Genomic DNA, 17256 nt, shown 5'->3' on the forward strand with positions numbered 1-17256 from the left:
GATTTGATACGAACGATGCGGTGAAAGGGGGCGATCCTCTGGAGCGAAGGAAAGATTCAATTAGCCGGAAAAGGAAAGTGAAACGGTTGAAAAAAGCCAAACAGATCACCTGTAGTGTAGCCATCAGTTCCCTGTTAGTCGGAACCAGTTCACAGTTGTTCGGTAAAACGTTAGGAGCCTTCAATGATTCTGAGACGACAGCTTCAAAAATACAAGCGTGCGAAGTATTCCCAAGCTACATAAATGAAGTTTTCTCAGAATTGAACGATGAACTGCTTCGCTATAAAAAAGACTTGAAGCGGCTTCCGGAGATTTCAGCTCTTGAGTCTGTTTATGAGCCTGCAACGGAATGGAAGGATTATACGATTCCCCAGCTGAAAGAGGAAGTCACCAAGATTAATACCAGTATCAAGAGCTTGCAGGAAACCGAAAATCGCTTAGGTGAAACATTATCTAAGAGTGAATCTCTGGCTGACGATTTAGAACAAAGAGCGAATACGATCTATAAACTGCTAGAAAAAATTGAAAAGTTTCCAAGCCGTGCGAGTGTTTCGTGTCTAGAGGATGAGTATCCATTAACTGCCGGGGCGCTTGCCGAGTTATTCAAACAGAACAAGCTGAGCCATCCTCAAATAGAGCATCTCTTAGTCTATTATCACACAATCCAACTTGGTAAGAGTGGGAAACCGGAGGTCAATCAGGCCGTTTTGGAAAGTTTTCTGGCATCGATAGACGCTGAAATAAATCCTCTCAAGGACGAGATCGATAGCGACCTTGAGGCTACCCTTAAGAAAATCAAAGGGTTAAATAGTGATCTTGAGGCTGTTGAAAAATTAGTGAAGAAGAAAGAAAAAGTAAAAGAAGAAAAAGAGAAGGAAGAGAAAGAGAAGCAGAAAGAAGAGAGTGCTAATAAAAATGAGACAGATGCTTCACCTGATGAAGAAGCAAAGGATGACAAATCAAGTGATCCTGCTAAAGACGAAGTGAAGAAAGAAGAAAAACAAGATAGTGACAGTCAGGGAGATAGCAACGACTCATCCGATTCTAATAAGCAAGAAGATCAACAAGCGGATGAAGCAGAAAAAGAAAAAGCTGACCCACCAAAAGATGAACAAAAGGAAGAGAACAAGGAAAAGAAACAAGAGAAAACAGATGATTCTGGCCAAGAGAAGAAGAAAGAAAACAATTCTTCGAAAAAAGCTGACACTGTCGAGACAAAAGCCAGAAAAGCTGTCACAGATGAAAAGCCTGATAAGAAGGAAAAAGAAGCAAGCAAGGCATCTTCAGATAAGAACGATGAAGATGATGAGCAAGAAACTAAAGAAGATAAGGCTAAGCCTTAATTCGAACACAAAGGGGTTTGGTGATGAAAAACATACTAAGTACGGCGATGACATTTCTACTCTACGGGATTTTGATCTTCATGGTCGTCATCGTCGCAGTATCTAAAATATCTGGTGGAGAATCCACATTCATGGGGTATCAACTGAAAACAGTGCTTTCCGGGTCAATGGAACCTACCTTTCAAACCGGTTCAATCATAGCGGTCGAGCCAACAGAAGACGGGGCCACCTACAAAAAAGGGGACGTCGTCACTTTTCTTAAAGAAGAAGGCGTGCTTGTCACCCACCGGATTCTCGAAGTTAAAGGATCAGGTGAAAACACCAGCTACATTACCAAAGGGGATAATAATGACGGAGCCGATTTAGAGCCCGTTCTAGCCAGTAATGTCGTCGGTAAATATGTTGATTTCACGGTTCCATATATAGGGTATGTCATGGATTTTGCAAATTCTAAATTAGGTTCACTTTTACTTCTGGTCGTGCCGGGTGTTGGATTATTCGTTTATGGGTGTTACTCGATCTGGCGGGAAATTTCCAAGCTGGATGATAAATCGAAAGAAGAATCAGCAAAGGCTTAACGGTTGTACTCCTTGTACATAACAAGGATTCAATATAAAAAAACATAAATACTTAGAGGAGGAAGATGTATGGGTTTGAAAAAGAAATTAGGTTTAGGTGTTGCGTCGGCGGCTTTGGGATTATCTTTGGTTGGTGGAGGAACGTTTGCCTACTTCAGTGATACGGCTGAGGCTAGTGGGTCATTCGCTGCAGGTACGCTTGATCTATCTGCGGATCCAACTACAGTTATTGGGGTAGATAATCTTAAACCTGGAGACACGATGCTTCGCTCTTTTGATTTAGCGAATGGTGGTACACTCGATATTGCCAGTATTAATTTAGATACTGATTATACAGTTTCAGGTGCAGGGAACAATGGGGGAGACGACTTCGGAGATCATATTCGAGTGAACTTTCTACTTAACGCAGATAAGGTAGATGCGCCGATATATTCCACTACTTTAGCTGACTTGAAAGATATGAGTCCTGATGTGATAGAAGGAAATATCTTTAGTGGATGGTTAGGTGAAAGAGGAGGGAAACTTGCTGCAGGTACTTCCGATACATTATACGTGCAATATGAATTTGTAGATGATGGTGAAGATCAAAACCACTTCCAAGGAGATTCTTTATCTCTTGAATGGACATTTGAAGGTATGCAAGATGATGGAGAAGCTAGATAATAGTGATTTAAAAGGTGGGGGTCTCCCCCGCCTTTTATTAATAAATTAAAGGAGATTACATATGAAAAACACCCCTCTTTTTCTTAAAATCTTCAGCATTTATAGCCTTTTCATCCTATTATTTGTCCTCTTCCAACCGATTGGATCAACTCAGGCGTTAGAAAGCGCATCAACGATTGATCTATCAACCTCACACGAACGTGTCATGGATATCGAAAATTTCAAACCGGGGGATTATGCTGTCCGGACTTTGACACTCGACAATAATGGCACTTCAGCCCTTCACTATAAAATGACTTCTTCTTTAAAAAGCGGATCTGAGAAACTCTACAATCAATTACATTTGACGTTATCGATCGGAAACTCGAATGTGTTCAGTGGTCCTTTGTCAGACTTTGAAGGAATGGAAGCACGAGCATTAAATGCGCAAAGTTCAGATGAGTTGTCACTTAGAGTGGAATTTCCTTATGAATCCGGAAATGAATATCAGGGCTTAGCAACAGAAGTCATTTTCCAATTTGTTGCCGAAGGGGATATAACTCCAGGTGCCGGTTCTGATTCTGATAATGGCGGCACACCTGAATCGCCGAATGCACAGCCTGTATTTTCCGGAGGAGGTCTATTGCCTCAAACAGGTGAAGGATCCCCATACTTGTATTACCTTATTGGCGGGTTGCTTTTGGCAGTGGGAACTTCGCTGTATGTCAAAAGTATCATCGTGAAAAAACGTAAAATGGCTGGAGCAGAATCATAAGATGATTTTGCTCTCTTTTTCATATCAAGGAGGGCGGCAGAATGAAATGGACAGCGGTCGTAATCATTCTCATAGGGATTGGTATTCTGTCTTACCCTTTTTTTAATGATCAATATGCTTCGTATAAGAAAAATCAGCTGATTGAACAATTTGAAGCCGGGGAGGTAAGCGAGGCAGCCCCACCTGAAGTTAAGGATGATTTACAAGAAGTGAGCCAGCTGCTTGAGGAGGGAGAGACGAGTGACTTTTTTTTCGCGAATGATGAAAAGGAAACGAAACTAATAGCAACAATTGAAATTCCTCGTATCAAACTGGAACTGCCTGTACTGCAAGGGGCAAATGCCGCCAATCTTAAATATGGAGTGGGGCATATGAATGGGACGGCCGCCATTGGCCATAATGGTAATGCAGCACTGGCCGCCCACAGGGGATATAGTGATGGCAAGCTTTTTAACCGGTTGGATGAAGTTCAGCAAGGTGACATGGTGGTCATTAACACGACAGAGGGGAAATATGAATATAGAGTCAAGGATTCCTTTCTTGTGACTCCTGATGACTTATCCGTTTTGGAGCAAACGGAGGGAGAAGCGATGTTGACTTTAATTACCTGTGATCCGGTTCCTGATCCTACCCACAGGCTGATTGTAAAAGCCACTTTAGTTGAATGATAGCGCAAAGCAAGATTCGGTTTCATAAATATCTTTTCGTATTTAATAGGAAGCAAGTGGAATAAAAAAAGGAGGAACGTGAGTGAAGAAACTAGTTACAGGTGTCCTGATTGTCGGAGGAGTCGTTACGTTAGTCGCATTGAGTGAAACCACTTCATTCGGGGATGGTTTTAATGGAAAAGATGCCGTTCCTGTAGAATCGAAAGAAGTACAAGTATCGGTGGAGGCTAAGGAACTCTTGCGTCAATCAGCAGAAGCGATGGCAGGATTGACAAGCTTCCATTTGGAAGGGGAAGTTGTTGAAGAAAGCAATGATGATGTAAAGAAAACGACTGTGCTTTCAGCAGATTTGGTGTTAGATGAAAATCCCGGCCTCCATACGAAATCAACGACCACATCTTCAGGTGGTGAAGCTGCAGTGATCGAGATGTTTGTGAGCGAAGAATCGATGAATATTAAGACAGGAGACCAGTGGGTTTCAGTTCCAATGCCTGAAGGCCAATCCTCCAATATACTGAAAGGATTCAAAGGTGTGCAGATCGATGAGCTTGTGGGAGAAAATATACAATGGAAAGTTCAGGATGAGGGCGATCATTATTTGATTACTTCTAATGAAGCAGCGCCAAATCTGAATGATGTGACACCAGGAGTTGTCAATGAGTTGATGGGGGAAAGCGGAAATGAAGGTGAAACGACTGACGGGAACGTAGAAATCTTAATCGATAAAGAAACTTTTTATCTTTCAAGTCTGACCACCACCTATGACACTGATGAAGAATCACATACAGCAAAGCTGACCATCAGTGATGTGAATCAAGTAGAGAAGCTTACGAAACCAGAAGGTCTTGGGGATGGAGGCAGCAATCTCAAGTAGAGAATAGTGGGAGATTCAACTAAAATATGGTCAAAAAAACAGGTAACCCCCGAGTGAGTTCAATTGGGAGGATACCTGTTTTTTTACTTATAGATCAAACGAATTTAATAAATATGATAGCCGTCGTCATTACAATACAGATAGAGGAAATATATAGAAGAGAAAGTTTACGGGAATTATTCGCTTTCTGTATATCCTGCCAGTTGTTCGGTTTAATGCCACTGACCCAGAATACGATCACAGCCGACAGAAGGATTGAATTGACGTTGACCATCAGCAAAAGAAAAGGAACAACCGCCTCTTCCCACTTCCCCGTGCCGAGGATCATGCCGAATACAACTGCAGGCGGCAGTAAAGCAACGGAGACCATTACACCAACTAGAGCACCCTCGTTCCTTTTCACAAAAGAGAGTGCTCCGGCACCACCTGCTGCGAGGGCTGCAACGACATCAATTATTTGAATGTCGGTCCTGGAAAGAAACTCAGTACTATAGGCAGGAGGTTGAAAGAAAAAACTGAAAACAGTGGCTACTAAGATCGGAATTCCTATCCCGAATAAGGAGGTAAGTAAAGATTTGCGCATTAACCTGAAATCCCCCAGAACGGAAGCAAAGGAAACTGCGGTAACGGGGCCGATGATAGGTGCAATGACCATTGCTCCAATGACAATGGCCGGGCTGTTTTTTATAATACCGACCGTCGCAACTATGGAGGAAAAAATGATGAACCACATATAGCTGATGCTTGTATAGCTTGATACTTCAACAGCTGTGTATAACTCATGCCGGCTGGCCCGCTCTAGATCTTTTTGTTTATCCTTTTGTTCGTCTTCTTCACGAGGGAGGAAGGTTTTGACAGGAAGCAACATGACTTGATAAGCATTTTTCTCGATGGGCATTTTCTCTAAATAATTGAGAATTTGTTCTACATCATTTGTTTCTACTAAAATCCTTGTCAGCATTCTTTCTTCTGATTCTTTGAAAGTCCAATGAGCCACTACAGGAAATTTCGTTTTGATCTCTTCCATATCTAAGAAATCCATGGGTGTATATACTTCAAGTAATTGTAAATTCATGCGATATCCTTCCTCCATCTTCAAAGGCAATCTTAGGACTCATTGTTGCCATATTTTTATCTTCGTAACGGAAATAGTACAGTTTTCATCTAAAATTCGCCGTTTTTCTTGTTTTTGGTTAATTTAACTGGACAGTCGTTCTTGATTAATAAGGTGTTGTAAATGGCTGGCCGTGATAGGGTAGTTATTTGTTGGTGATTTAGTCAGCGAAAATGGAAGATGTTATCATAAAGAAGACTTCAAAAGTATGGAAATAGAACAAAGGAGGCATCCTTACATGTTCTTTAAAAATGACCAGAATGCCGATAAAAGAAGTACCGACATTGCAACAAGCGCTACTTTTATTTTTTGGTGTCTATTGTTTTTGCTCAACATGGGATCTGAGATGATTTTTGAAGTAGCGGTGGTAGAGGATTCGTCGATTATGCTCTTTTCAGGTTTGGCCGTATTCTTCGGAACTTTATATGCTGTGAAATATTATCGGAAGAACCAAAAAAGAAAATTCTCGTGATGCTATGAGATCTTTCCTCAGGTCATCCAATATATGGATGACCTGAGGAAAGATTATTTTAATGAAGAGTTCTGACTTGGAAGAGGTCCACACGTTTTTGTTTTTCTTTCGTATTGTAAAATTATGTCTGTTTGAATAGGAGAGAATGACATGGGGGACCTGATTCCTTTTCGACCGTCAGGAAAAGATGAGTTTAAAGAGGAGTTTCAAAAAATCAATATGCACTTGAGCAAGATGGAAGAAGCGAAGTCGATGGATGAATTGAATTATCATTATAATCAAGTAATCTATATTTTCGAGAAACTAAGAATGAAAAAGAAAAGATGAATGATGACACGTGACTTGGATGCTCAAAGAAAAGGCCGAGCAGGACGATTTTATCGTTCGACTCGGCTTCTTTATTTCGATGAGACATTTATAAATCAAAGAAAATCACTCTTTTCAGATAGGCCTCGTTGATTCCGCGATGAACGTTCGGTGGTGAGGCCCGTGCCCGCGGCAAGCATCCACTGACAAGCGACCGGTGAGAGCCATTTAATAATAGAGAGACGGATTCTATCATTCCTTAATCATATCCTCATTATTCTTAATCATCCGCGTAATAGCTTCCTCAGGATTGAATAACTTCTCTCCTTTCAATATTTCCAAGTGTTCCTTATGGGTAGCGAGCGTCCGGCCGATGCCTTCCGGGTCCTTGAAGTGGACCATCTTCGGACGGATCAATTCATAGATGGTACGTCCGATTTCTATCGTGAAAGGATTTTCTGCTTCTTCCAGAATGGCGTAATGGAATTCTAAATCGATGTCCACGAGTTCCTCAGGGGTCAAATCGGGAGTCATGCGTTCCACTTGGGATTCGTACACAGCTTCAATTTCACTCAGATCTTTTTCTTTCTTGGTAATTATCATATTCATCAACAGCATTTCAAAGTGCTGACGGAATTCGATGAGCTTATCGACGTTATGGCTATGCATAATCAAACTGAAAATAAGAGGATTCATGGTCAGTTTCGAGGAGTTATCTGTGATGAACATCCCTTCACCGCGTTTGATTTGAATGACACCGATGGATTCCAGTATTTTGATGGCTTCGCGGACAGGCGTCCGGCTTACCCCTAATTGCTTGATCAATTCCACTTCCGTAGGCAGTTTATCTCCAGGTTTTAATTTTCCCTCTATTAAATAGTCTTTAATCAAAGACACGATTCCCATGGTTTTTGTTTGATTTTGATGGATTCTGTCGAATGAAATATCCAATATGATCATCCTCACTTATAAATATTTTAACAAATCAGAATTTTACATAAAAATGCGTTTACATTATTCAAAAATTCAGATAATATACTATATATATTACATCATACGTATGATGTACGCACGAACAAATTGCAAAAACATTTGTCTGAAGCATATCTGTTACCGCAATATATTTAGTCTGTTTTTTTACATGCTCCTCAATTATGAGTTTTTGAGTAAACCATCCACCCCTTCCAACATCTCCTGTAAAAGATATACCGATGGGAATCATATATCTTTCCACCATGACTAGCGTCCATTTTTCATCATCCTGTAAATAAGATTTTCAAATGTCGGAAGATTTCACCTGTGGGAGTTCACTTGTTTGCTCTTGCTGCCACGGACTTAAAAATAGTTCTACAATCACCCATTATGGATGGTTGCCCTTTTACCATTCTTAAGCTAGTGATTCATCCAACAACAATAGGAGGAGGATTTGTTTGAATACAAACCGCATAGCTGTTTTACCTGGAGACGGAATCGGACCGGAAGTGATGGCTGAAGGAGTAAAGGTCCTGAAGGCTTTAGCTGAAGCTGATTCATCCTTCCAGCTGGAGATGACTTCCTTTGAATGGAATTCAGATTATTACTTAAAGCATGGACGGATGATGCCGGAGGACGGTTTGACCACCTTGAAGAATTTTGATGCTATTTTCTTTGGTGCCCTGGGCGACCGGCGCATCCCTGAACATATCCCGATATGGGAATTGATCATGCCGATCAGAAAAAATTTCAACCAGTATGTGAACCTGCGTCCCATCAAGCAATTGCCTGGTGTGAAGAGTCCACTACATACGGAGGGCCCGATCGATTTCTACGTCTTCCGAGAAAACGCGGAGGGCGAGTATTCCAACATGGGAGGGCGTTTGTATCAACAGATGCCGGAGGAAATAGCGATCCAAAATACGGTGATCACTAAAAAAGGTGTGCAGCGACTGGCCCGTTATGCGTTTGATTATGCCCGGAGGAATGATGTGACAAAGGTCGTAAATGCCACAAAATCCAATGCGATCATCCATTCCATGGGCTTATGGGATGAATCGGTGAAAGCCATCGCTGCAGAATACCCTGGTATAGAAGTCGAGGATGCCTATATTGACGCGCTGGCTGCGCATTTCGTCCAGCGCCCGGAGTCATTTGAAGTCATTGTCGCCTCCAATCTATTCGGGGATATTCTATCAGATCTCGGCGCAGCTCTTGTCGGAGGGCTGGGATTATCCCCATCGGCAAACCTTAATCCGGAGGGCGATTTCCCTTCTATGTTCGAACCGGTTCATGGATCGGCCCCGGATATTGCCGGAAAACAAGCCGCCAATCCGATTGCTCAAATCTGGTCAGCCGCTCTGATGTTGGAACACTTAGGGAGAAAAGATCTTTCCGCAGTAGTCATGAAAGCCATTGAACAGGTGGTGGCATCCGCCACGACTTTGACACCTGACTTGAAAGGAAATGCCAGAACTTTTGAAACGGGAGATACCATTGTCAAACAAATCCATCAACAAATGTAGGAGGAAACTATGAATCTTCAAAATAAGGCGGTTGTAGTCACGGGAGCAAGCGGCGGTATGGGACAAGCCATTACGAAACGATTTTTAGAGGGAGGGGCGAAAGTAGCTGCCATTGATTTGCATGTCAATGAATTAGAAGAATGGGAGAACGATTACCCTGATCGGTTTGTAACTGTTTCTGCTGACCTTACAGAAGAAAAACAAGTAAAGGAAGCGGTAGAAAAGGCGACCGGTTTCTTAGGGGAGATTACAACGCTGGTAAATACATTGGGAATAGCCCAGTCTGCCACGCCCATCGATGAGGTGGAATTTTCCCAATGGAACCGTTTGATGGCTGTCAATACGACTTCTTTATTTCTCGTAAGCAAAGAGGTCGTGAAAACGATGAAGAAACAAGGGATGGGCTCGATCACCAATGTCGCCTCTATCGCTGCTGAACGACCTCGACCGGGGCTGAATGCCTATGTAGCATCCAAAGGGGGAGCGATCGCTTTTACAAAGGCGCTGGCGATTGAATTAGCAGAATACAAGATTCGTGTCAATGCGATTAATCCGGGACCGTCTGATACTAGTATGCTGGGCAAATTCAGTCCTGAAGGCGGGGATGTTGATAAGGTGAAGGAAGAGACATTCAAGAAAAGCGTACCTTTGGGTGAATTAGTGACACCTGAAGACATCGCAGAAGCCGCCTTGTACTTGAGTTCTGACGGTGCCCGGATGGTAACAGGGAGTGTCCTTAATGTAGACGGAGGCCGAGGCATTTGAACATAGGAGAGAGGAGTGAGAATATGAAGCGTATGTATGTCGGAGGCGAATGGATTGAAAGTGAAGGCAAGCAAACGATCGCAACCAAAGATCCAGCGACTCAACAGGTGACCGCTAAAGTGCCAAGAGGAGGAAAAGAAGAAATTCATCATGCAATCATGACAGCAAGAAAAACCTTCGAGTCGGACGAATGGCAGGATTTTGCCCCAGAGGAACGGGGCCGGATTCTTTATGAGATGGCTGCAAAGATTCGCGAATCTGCTGAAGAGATTGCCCAACTTGAAACGATGGATACAGGAAAGCCGATTTCTCAGGCTAGAAGCGATGCCGAAGCAGCAGCTCGCTATTTTGAATATTATGCCGGCATGGCAGACAAAATTTTTGGTGAAACCATTCCTGTCCAGGCGAATATTTTGGATTATACTGTGAGAGAACCGGTCGGTGTGACCGCTCATATTATCCCATGGAACTACCCGATTCAAATCGCCTCAAGGAGTACGGCAGCTGCCATTGCAACAGGGAATACGGTTGTCGTGAAGCCGGCGGAAGATACTCCATTGACGGCACTCAAACTAGCTGAGTTATTCGAGGAAACATCTCTTCCCAAAGGTGTGTTCAATGTTGTGACAGGATACGGAAATGAAGCGGGCGCTGCGTTGATTCATCACCCGGAAGTCGATCATATTACTTTCACTGGTTCGGTTCAGACTGGCACACTTGTCATGGAAGCTGCCTCCCGGAATATCGTCCCGGTCACTTTAGAGCTTGGAGGGAAGTCACCAAACATCGTCTTTTCTGATGCGAAGTTGGATGAAGCGGCTGATTGGGTCGTGAAGTCAGTCATTCAGAATGCAGGACAAACATGTTCAGCAGGCTCCCGGCTGCTCGTCCAGGAAGAAGTGAAAGACGATTTCATCGAACGTGTGAAGATCCGTATGCTTTCATTGAAATTGGGACCAGGCAAGCAAGATCCTGATCTCGGCCCAGTGTTGTCCGAAAAGCAGTTCGAGAAGATCGAAACATTTTTGAACATCGCCCGTAAGGAAAACGCATCGTTTCTGGCTGGTGGTGAACGAGCTCATGTGGAAGGGTATGAAAATGGTTATTTCCTCGCACCGACACTCATCGATGGGCTTGATGTGAAAAGTGAAGTGGCCCAGGAAGAAATATTCGGACCCGTTCTCAGTGTCTTCACTTTCAAAGATGAACAAGAAGCGATCCAACTTGCGAATGCTACCCCATACGGGTTAGTGACAGGAGTGTGGACAGAGAATATCGGCCGTGGTCACCGTCTAGCGAAAAAAATCAGAGCCGGACAAGTGTTCATCAACAACTACGGAGCTGGTGGCGGGATTCAGATGCCATTCGGGGGATATAAGAAGAGTGGATTCGGCAGAGAGAAAGGGCTCGAAGCCTTAAGGAATTACACCATCCTGAAAAACATTGCAGTCAAAATGTGAAGCGGGTTTTCTTCAGCATTTTTTGGAGGAGAACTTCCAGTAGAAGTTTTTATTTGAATAGGCGTTGGAATAGAGGGAGATCCCCTTTGAGCTGACGTTGTAAAAAGGAGATGGGGAGTTGGAAAAAGAAAGGAAGAAAAAACCAGATGAACGGTTCAAAATCGCCAACCGTGAAGCATTGATAGGTGTCGCTTTAGCCGTTTTCAATTTTGTCTGGTGGTTCGCTTTTGCTTACGGTCTCGGCGGTCGGACCCCTGAAAATTACTCGTATGTTTTCGGTTTGCCAGCCTGGTTCTTTTACAGCTGTGTGCTTGGATTCATCGTCATGGCTGTACTCGTCATCATTGTCGTCAAATTTTGGTTTGTAGAGGTACCGTTTGATAAAGAAGAAGGTGAGCAGACATGAATACACCTGTAGTCATATCACTCTTCATTTTTCTTCTTCTCATCTTTGCCATCGGTTTTTGGTCGAGCCGCTCAATGAAAAATACGACCGGGGACTCATTTCTGCAGGAATATTTTCTCGGTGGCCGTCAGCTCGGCGGTTTTATCCTCGCTATGACGATGATCGCGACATATGGAAGTGCAAGCAGCTTCATCGGCGGTCCGGGAGTCGCATACACAGAAGGATTCGGATGGGTGCTTCTGTCGATGTCTCAAGTAGCTACCGGTTATTTTGTCTTAATGATCCTCGGTAAAAAGTTTGCGATCATGGCACGTCGGTACAAAGCGGTGACGCTCATCGACTATTTGAAAGGGCGTTATCAAAGTAAGTGGGTCGTATTGACAGCCGCATTCAGTATCATCGTCTTCCTTTTTTCTGCGATGGCAGCCCAGTGGGTCGGCGGTGCACGGCTGATTGAGTCTCTCACTGGTCTCAATTATACGACAGCATTGTTTATTTTTGCTGTATCTGTCCTCGTCTATGTCATTATCGGAGGTTTCAAGGCCGTAGCCCTGACGGATACCGTGCAGGGGGTCGTCATGTTCGGTGGTACGCTTATTTTGTTAATCGCCACCATCGTTGCTGGAGGCGGAATCGGAAATATCATGGCAGACCTTACTGCTGAAAATCCGAATCTCGTAACCCCTTATGGAGCGGATGGGGGACTGAGTCCGACTTACGTATCTTCCTTCTGGATCCTTGTCGGCGTCGCCGTTGTCGGTTTACCACAAGTGACGGTTCGTGCCATGGCTTATAAGAATTCTCGTGCTATGCACAGGGCCCTCATTATCGGCACGATTGTCGTAGGGTTCATCATGTTGAACATGCACTTGATCGGTGTTTTCGCACGTCCGATCCTTCCTGGGATCGAAGTCGGAGACAAGGTCATGCCGTTGATCGCCCAGGAGGTATTGCCGGCCTGGCTTGCTGGTATCGTTCTAGCTGCACCAATGGCAGCGATCATGTCCACAGTGGATTCTTTGTTACTGCTTGTCAGTTCTGCTGTTGTCAAGGATGTGTATTTGAATTATATCAAGCCGGATGCTTCGCATACACGTGTGAAGCGAATGAGCTTCGGGGTTACTGCTGTGCTTGGGATTCTCGTTTTCCTCATGGCATTGAGTCCGCCTGATTTACTCATTTGGCTGAATCTGTTCGCCTTCGGTGGCCTTGAAGCGACATTCATCTGGCCAGTTGTCCTTGGACTTTACTGGGATGGTGGAAATAAGTATGGCGCTTTGGCATCGATGGTTGTCGGGATTGCTTCTTATATCATCGTCGATCAGTTTTTCCCGAATTTGTTTGGCATGCATAACGTCGTCGTCCCTATTCTGCTGTCCTTTGTCGCCTTTGTAACCGTCAGTTTGCTGACAAAGTCACTCATTCAAAACCAATCCGTTTTTCATGATCAAATTGAAAGGAGTGTTTAAGATATGCCCAATACTCATATAGAAACGAGAAAATCACGAGACAAAGAACGTGTTCTCTCTTTAACGCAAGACCTCGTCCGTATACCGAGTGTATATAGACCAGGAGTTGAAGGAGGGAATGAGGAAAAAGCTGCCCTGTACGTTGCTGCCCACTTGAAAAAACTCGGCATCGAAGTTCACGTGGAAGAGGTTGAGCCGGGACGCCCGAATGTCATAGGCATAGTCGACTCTGGAAAGCCAGGACGAACGCTTTTATTTGAAGGGCACACAGATGTGGTGACAGAAGGGGACCGTGACTCGTGGAAATATGATCCTTTCGGTGCTGAAATTGTAGGGGGCCGAATGTACGGCCGTGGAACCAATGATACGAAAGGGAACCTATCCTGTATGATTACGGCGGTCCAATCCTTGCTTGAAGATAAAGAAGAATGGACCGGGAAAATCATTTTATGTATTCCATGTGACGAAGAGGGCATGATGATCGGAATCAAACACTTCATCGAACAAGGATGGGCAGAAGGTGTAGATGGCGCTATCATTTGCGAGCCTGAGGAGAATCAAGTCTGCATTTCCCAACGAGGAGCGATGAGGATCGCATTGACCGCCTATGGAAAAATGGCGCACGGAGCCATTTCGTGGAGCGGCATCAACCCGAACTGGCGGATGGCGAAAATCATCGTCGAATTAGAAAAACTGGAAAAAAGGGAGCAAGAGCGACTAGGAAAGCATCCAACCCTTGGCTGGCCAAGCATCACCCCGACTATCCTGCAAGCACCTGCCAAAGGAGATGCGCAAGTCAATGTCATTCCAGAACAATGTATGACGACACTGGATATCCGTACCGTCCCAGGGCAGGATCATGATATATTAAAAGAGGAAATCCAGCGAATTTTTGATAGACTTGCTGAAGATGACACGGATTTCAAAGCCGATTACAAGGTAATTGAAGACCGTCCCTGGACGTCGACGGAAAAAGAAGAACCGGTCGTGACAGCCGTAGCAGAAGCCGTCCGGAAGGTCTTGAAAAAGGAACCTATCTATAACGGCGTCCCAGGTGCGACGGACGGCACCTTCTTACATGTGGCTGGTGTACCGATCATTACTACAGGTGCAGGGGATCGGGAAGTCCCTCATCAGATTGATGAATATGTCGACATTGATGAATTGGCAGAAACGACGGAAATATACCGGCAGGCGGCTTTGAATTTTTTACGAAGTTGAGGGGGAAGTGAAGTCAACCTAACAGTTCCTCTGTATTACAAACAAAAAAAGCATCCCAAGGGAAATCCTTTGGGATGCTTTCTTGTCATTAAATTAATTTCAAGCAAAAGTTATTTGAAAATCAGTACCTGACCGACAGTACCATCTTCACTTTGTCCAGATACACGGAACTTCAGTCCATATTCAGGAACATTACGTCCTGCATCAACAAGGCCTTTGTTCGAGTAGTCTGCACTATCATCAAAAAGAGGTGCACGCTTCGTGTAATTATCTTTCATTGTTACACCAAGAAGATCTCTGTAGTCTAAATACATTTTTTCAGACTTATCCAAGCTGAATGCAGCATCATGGACTTGGAAACGAGTAGCACCAAGACTTCCGTCACTCCATTTGTTCGTGCGCTGGTCTGCATCCACGACACCTAAAAATCCATCCCCAGGGTGAACACCAGTCCAGTTTTCGGAGTATTGATTATCGACGTACCAGACGACAAGTCCATCATCGAATGTCATCAGACTTTCGCCACGGCGGATGTTCGCTAATCCTTCATCGACACCATTGTGACTGCGCCATTCCAGCAAATAATAGTGGTCGGAACGTTTTATGCCGTCATTTTTCGTGAAACCGTCAAGGCCAAACTTCGCGTCACCTTCTGCATCATCAAAGAGAACTTCTTCCCCGTCGACGACGATAGAAAGGTCATCAGCATAGAGGCCAGGGTTCGATACAGCGGCATCTGTCACATATTCGATAGCCACTTCCACCTCTTGGCCAGCATATGCAGACAGGTCGAAGGAGGCATCAATCCAACCGTCAGAGTCCCCTGTAATGCCATGCCCAAGGTTTGAACCATTAGGGTCCGTATTCGTTGTGATGTCGCTCGCTATCGTATCACCGTTTACAGTTACATAAGCATAATCCCAGTCTGCTTCAATGTCATACCATGTTTTGAAGTTGAAGGCAGCACTTTCAGCGTCTGTCAGATCTACAGTTGTTGTTAAGACATTGTTTAAATTATCTGCGCTGCCGGAGAAGTACTCATATTCACCGCTGACCGGTTCGTTGATGACCGTTTCTTTTTGCGGCAGATTGACTTTGACGACATCATTGTTCGTCCCTTTTGTGTTCGCTTCATCTAAAAGGAATTCCATGCCTTTCTTATTGACGTCTTCAACACTGATTTCTGTACCGGATAACCAGTTTCCTTCGGTACCCTCACTGTCTACGACTGCAGAGGCTTGCAGCATTTCTTTCGCGTAAGGACTGAATCCTGTAGGCATCGTCCCTGGAATATCTCCAGCCCAGCTTCCGCTTGACATAATGGACCAGTAGCTGACCGGTTCGCCTTCACCTGTGTACTGTGTATCATACTCATCTGGCAGTCCAAGATCATGTCCAAATTCGTGGGCCATGACACCGACGGCTCCATCTTCAGGTTCAATCGTATAATCATAAGCAGCCATAGATCCACCCCAATAATCAACGGATGCTTCCGTGCCTGTGATTGGTGTAACGCCACTTAGATTCCAGCGGTGAGACCAAATAGCATCAGAGCCAAGCGAGCCTCCGCCAGCTTCCTCGCCGACACCAGAGTGGATGACCATCAAGTGATCGACCAGGCCATCTGCTTCCAGATAGTTCCCATCGCCGTCCAGGTCGTAGCGATCCCATTGATCATAATCAGAAATGTCGACAGATGGATCAGCTGCAGCTAACTCCAGAGCTTCTTTGACAAGTCCTCGAGGATTGACGTCACTGCCGTCTTCCGTCGGGTAATTTCCTCCGTAAGCAGCTGCAGGTTGACTGGCTGTGTACCAACCAGCAACTTCGCCCTCTACGGAATAACTGCCTCCCGATTGCTGTTCATAATATTGTTTCATAGATACATAGTTTTTTCCGTCAGGGCCTGTCCAGCCGCCATTTCCGAATAGCATGTCCTGATAGTGCTCGCGGGAGTATGCATCTTCCCCTTCATAATACATATCTGTCTCCTCAGGTGAGAGGGAATTGTGAGCTTTATCTGGGTAATCAACTAAAAGGACAAGGACTTTATCTGTCCGCATTTCTCCATTATAAGCTTCTTCTTCAACGCCATCAGGACTACCCGCTTTTCCTAACTTGTTTCCTTTTCCATTGGTCAAACTGTTATTGTCCATCGCTTCTTGCAGTTTTTTCTTTGTTTCTTTTTCTTCATCATCAAAGTGGCTTGTCGCTTTTTCTGCTGAAGTTGATTTGGATTTCAAAAACTTTTTCAGGCCTTTTTCAGCTTCCGCGGGTGTTGCGTCTTTTGAAATCTTGCCGCTTTTCTTCAACATCTCAATTAAGCGTTCATCATTGGCAATGGCTGCATCGAAAGGCATCCCGCTTTGGGTATGCGATTTATGTACATGCTCATGTCCGGTCGTTGGTGTGTCGAATGCACTTACGCTCATGGGTCCCATAGCTAAAGCTAATGCTAGAGCTGATGTTACAATTTTTGACGTCTTCTTCAATAAAATTACCCCTTCCTATTTTATACTTATTTATCCTACATTTTCTAATTTACCAAATAGGGAGAAATAAGCAATATAATGTACTGAAAATTAAGAAAAATAAGGAAAAAATCCTAGGATATTACCCGGAATGTATGACGAATCCTCAAATTTCGGCAAATTTTTTAGTGAGA

At 44.2% G+C, this 17256-nt stretch carries 17 protein-coding genes; 14 read left to right on the plus strand and 3 right to left on the minus strand.

The features are described from left to right. Positions 1-86 precede the first annotated feature (86 nt). The 6 genes from HLI_RS15180 to HLI_RS15205 all read left to right on the plus strand — a co-directional run bounded on the left by HLI_RS15180 (position 87) and on the right by HLI_RS15205 (position 4880). Entirely contained in the window at positions 87-1343 is a 1257-nt protein-coding gene (locus tag HLI_RS15180) for a hypothetical protein (protein WP_128525761.1), read from the plus strand. Between the two features lie 23 nt (positions 1344-1366). Beyond that, positions 1367-1921 (plus strand): signal peptidase I SipW, encoded by a 555-nt coding sequence (gene sipW, locus HLI_RS15185; RefSeq protein WP_128525762.1) that lies wholly within the window; start codon positions 1367-1369, stop codon positions 1919-1921. A 69-nt stretch (positions 1922-1990) separates the two neighbouring features. Further along, the gene (locus tag HLI_RS15190) at positions 1991-2584 is read left to right on the plus strand and encodes a CalY family protein (RefSeq protein WP_128525763.1); all 594 of its coding nucleotides are present in this window, start codon (positions 1991-1993) and stop codon (positions 2582-2584) included. A 61-nt stretch (positions 2585-2645) separates the two neighbouring features. Continuing rightward, on the plus strand, positions 2646-3338 hold the full coding sequence (locus HLI_RS15195) for a TasA family protein (protein ID WP_128525764.1): 693 nt from the start codon (positions 2646-2648) through the stop codon (positions 3336-3338). Between the two features lie 41 nt (positions 3339-3379). Then, entirely contained in the window at positions 3380-4006 is a 627-nt protein-coding gene (locus tag HLI_RS15200) for a class D sortase (protein WP_128525765.1), read from the plus strand. Positions 4007-4088: 82 nt separating this feature from the next. After that, the gene (locus HLI_RS15205) at positions 4089-4880 is read left to right on the plus strand and encodes a DUF6612 family protein (RefSeq protein WP_128525766.1); all 792 of its coding nucleotides are present in this window, start codon (positions 4089-4091) and stop codon (positions 4878-4880) included. Between the two features lie 94 nt (positions 4881-4974). Here the strand turns inward: HLI_RS15205 and HLI_RS15210 are convergent, their stop codons facing one another. Beyond that, complete coding sequence (locus tag HLI_RS15210) at positions 4975-5955, minus strand: TIGR00341 family protein (RefSeq protein ID WP_128525767.1); 981 nt, start codon at positions 5953-5955, stop codon at positions 4975-4977. 277 nt (positions 5956-6232) lie between these two features. Here HLI_RS15210 and HLI_RS15215 point away from each other — a divergent pair, with 277 nt between their 5' ends. Both HLI_RS15215 and HLI_RS21740 read left to right on the plus strand, forming a co-directional pair. Beyond that, positions 6233-6466, plus strand: a complete 234-nt coding sequence (locus tag HLI_RS15215) for a hypothetical protein (RefSeq protein WP_128525768.1) — start codon at positions 6233-6235, stop codon at positions 6464-6466. 150 nt (positions 6467-6616) lie between these two features. Then, on the plus strand, positions 6617-6793 hold the full coding sequence (locus HLI_RS21740) for a hypothetical protein (RefSeq protein WP_164908581.1): 177 nt from the start codon (positions 6617-6619) through the stop codon (positions 6791-6793). Between the two features lie 231 nt (positions 6794-7024). Here HLI_RS21740 and HLI_RS15220 read toward each other — a convergent pair whose 3' ends face one another. Continuing rightward, positions 7025-7723: a FadR/GntR family transcriptional regulator gene (locus HLI_RS15220; protein WP_128525769.1), complete on the minus strand. Its 699-nt coding sequence runs from the start codon at positions 7721-7723 to the stop codon at positions 7025-7027. A 479-nt stretch (positions 7724-8202) separates the two neighbouring features. Here HLI_RS15220 and HLI_RS15225 point away from each other — a divergent pair, with 479 nt between their 5' ends. The 6 genes from HLI_RS15225 (at position 8203) to HLI_RS15250 (ending at position 14591) form a co-directional block, all read left to right on the plus strand. Next, positions 8203-9270 (plus strand): tartrate dehydrogenase, encoded by a 1068-nt coding sequence (locus HLI_RS15225; RefSeq protein ID WP_128525770.1) that lies wholly within the window; start codon positions 8203-8205, stop codon positions 9268-9270. A gap of 9 nt (positions 9271-9279) precedes the next feature. Beyond that, positions 9280-10035 (plus strand): SDR family NAD(P)-dependent oxidoreductase, encoded by a 756-nt coding sequence (locus HLI_RS15230; protein WP_128525771.1) that lies wholly within the window; start codon positions 9280-9282, stop codon positions 10033-10035. Between the two features lie 23 nt (positions 10036-10058). Next, the gene (locus tag HLI_RS15235) at positions 10059-11495 is read left to right on the plus strand and encodes an aldehyde dehydrogenase family protein (protein ID WP_128525772.1); all 1437 of its coding nucleotides are present in this window, start codon (positions 10059-10061) and stop codon (positions 11493-11495) included. 118 nt (positions 11496-11613) lie between these two features. Then, positions 11614-11901 (plus strand): YhdT family protein, encoded by a 288-nt coding sequence (locus tag HLI_RS15240; RefSeq protein ID WP_128525773.1) that lies wholly within the window; start codon positions 11614-11616, stop codon positions 11899-11901. Next, positions 11898-13370: a sodium/pantothenate symporter gene (panF, locus tag HLI_RS15245; protein WP_128525774.1), complete on the plus strand. Its 1473-nt coding sequence runs from the start codon at positions 11898-11900 to the stop codon at positions 13368-13370. Before HLI_RS15240 ends, panF begins: the two co-directional genes overlap by 4 nt. A gap of 3 nt (positions 13371-13373) precedes the next feature. Next, the gene (locus HLI_RS15250; RefSeq protein WP_128525775.1) at positions 13374-14591 is read left to right on the plus strand and encodes a M20 family metallopeptidase; all 1218 of its coding nucleotides are present in this window, start codon (positions 13374-13376) and stop codon (positions 14589-14591) included. Positions 14592-14701: 110 nt separating this feature from the next. Here the strand turns inward: HLI_RS15250 and HLI_RS15255 are convergent, their stop codons facing one another. After that, positions 14702-17032 carry an immune inhibitor A domain-containing protein gene (locus tag HLI_RS15255; RefSeq protein ID WP_128526912.1) on the minus strand — a complete coding sequence of 777 codons (2331 nt, stop codon included), beginning with the start codon at positions 17030-17032 and terminating at the stop codon, positions 14702-14704. Positions 17033-17256: the final 224 nt, after the last annotated feature.

The organism is Halobacillus litoralis (genome assembly GCF_004101865.1).
Lineage (GTDB): Bacteria > Bacillota > Bacilli > Bacillales > Halobacillaceae > Halobacillus > Halobacillus litoralis_A.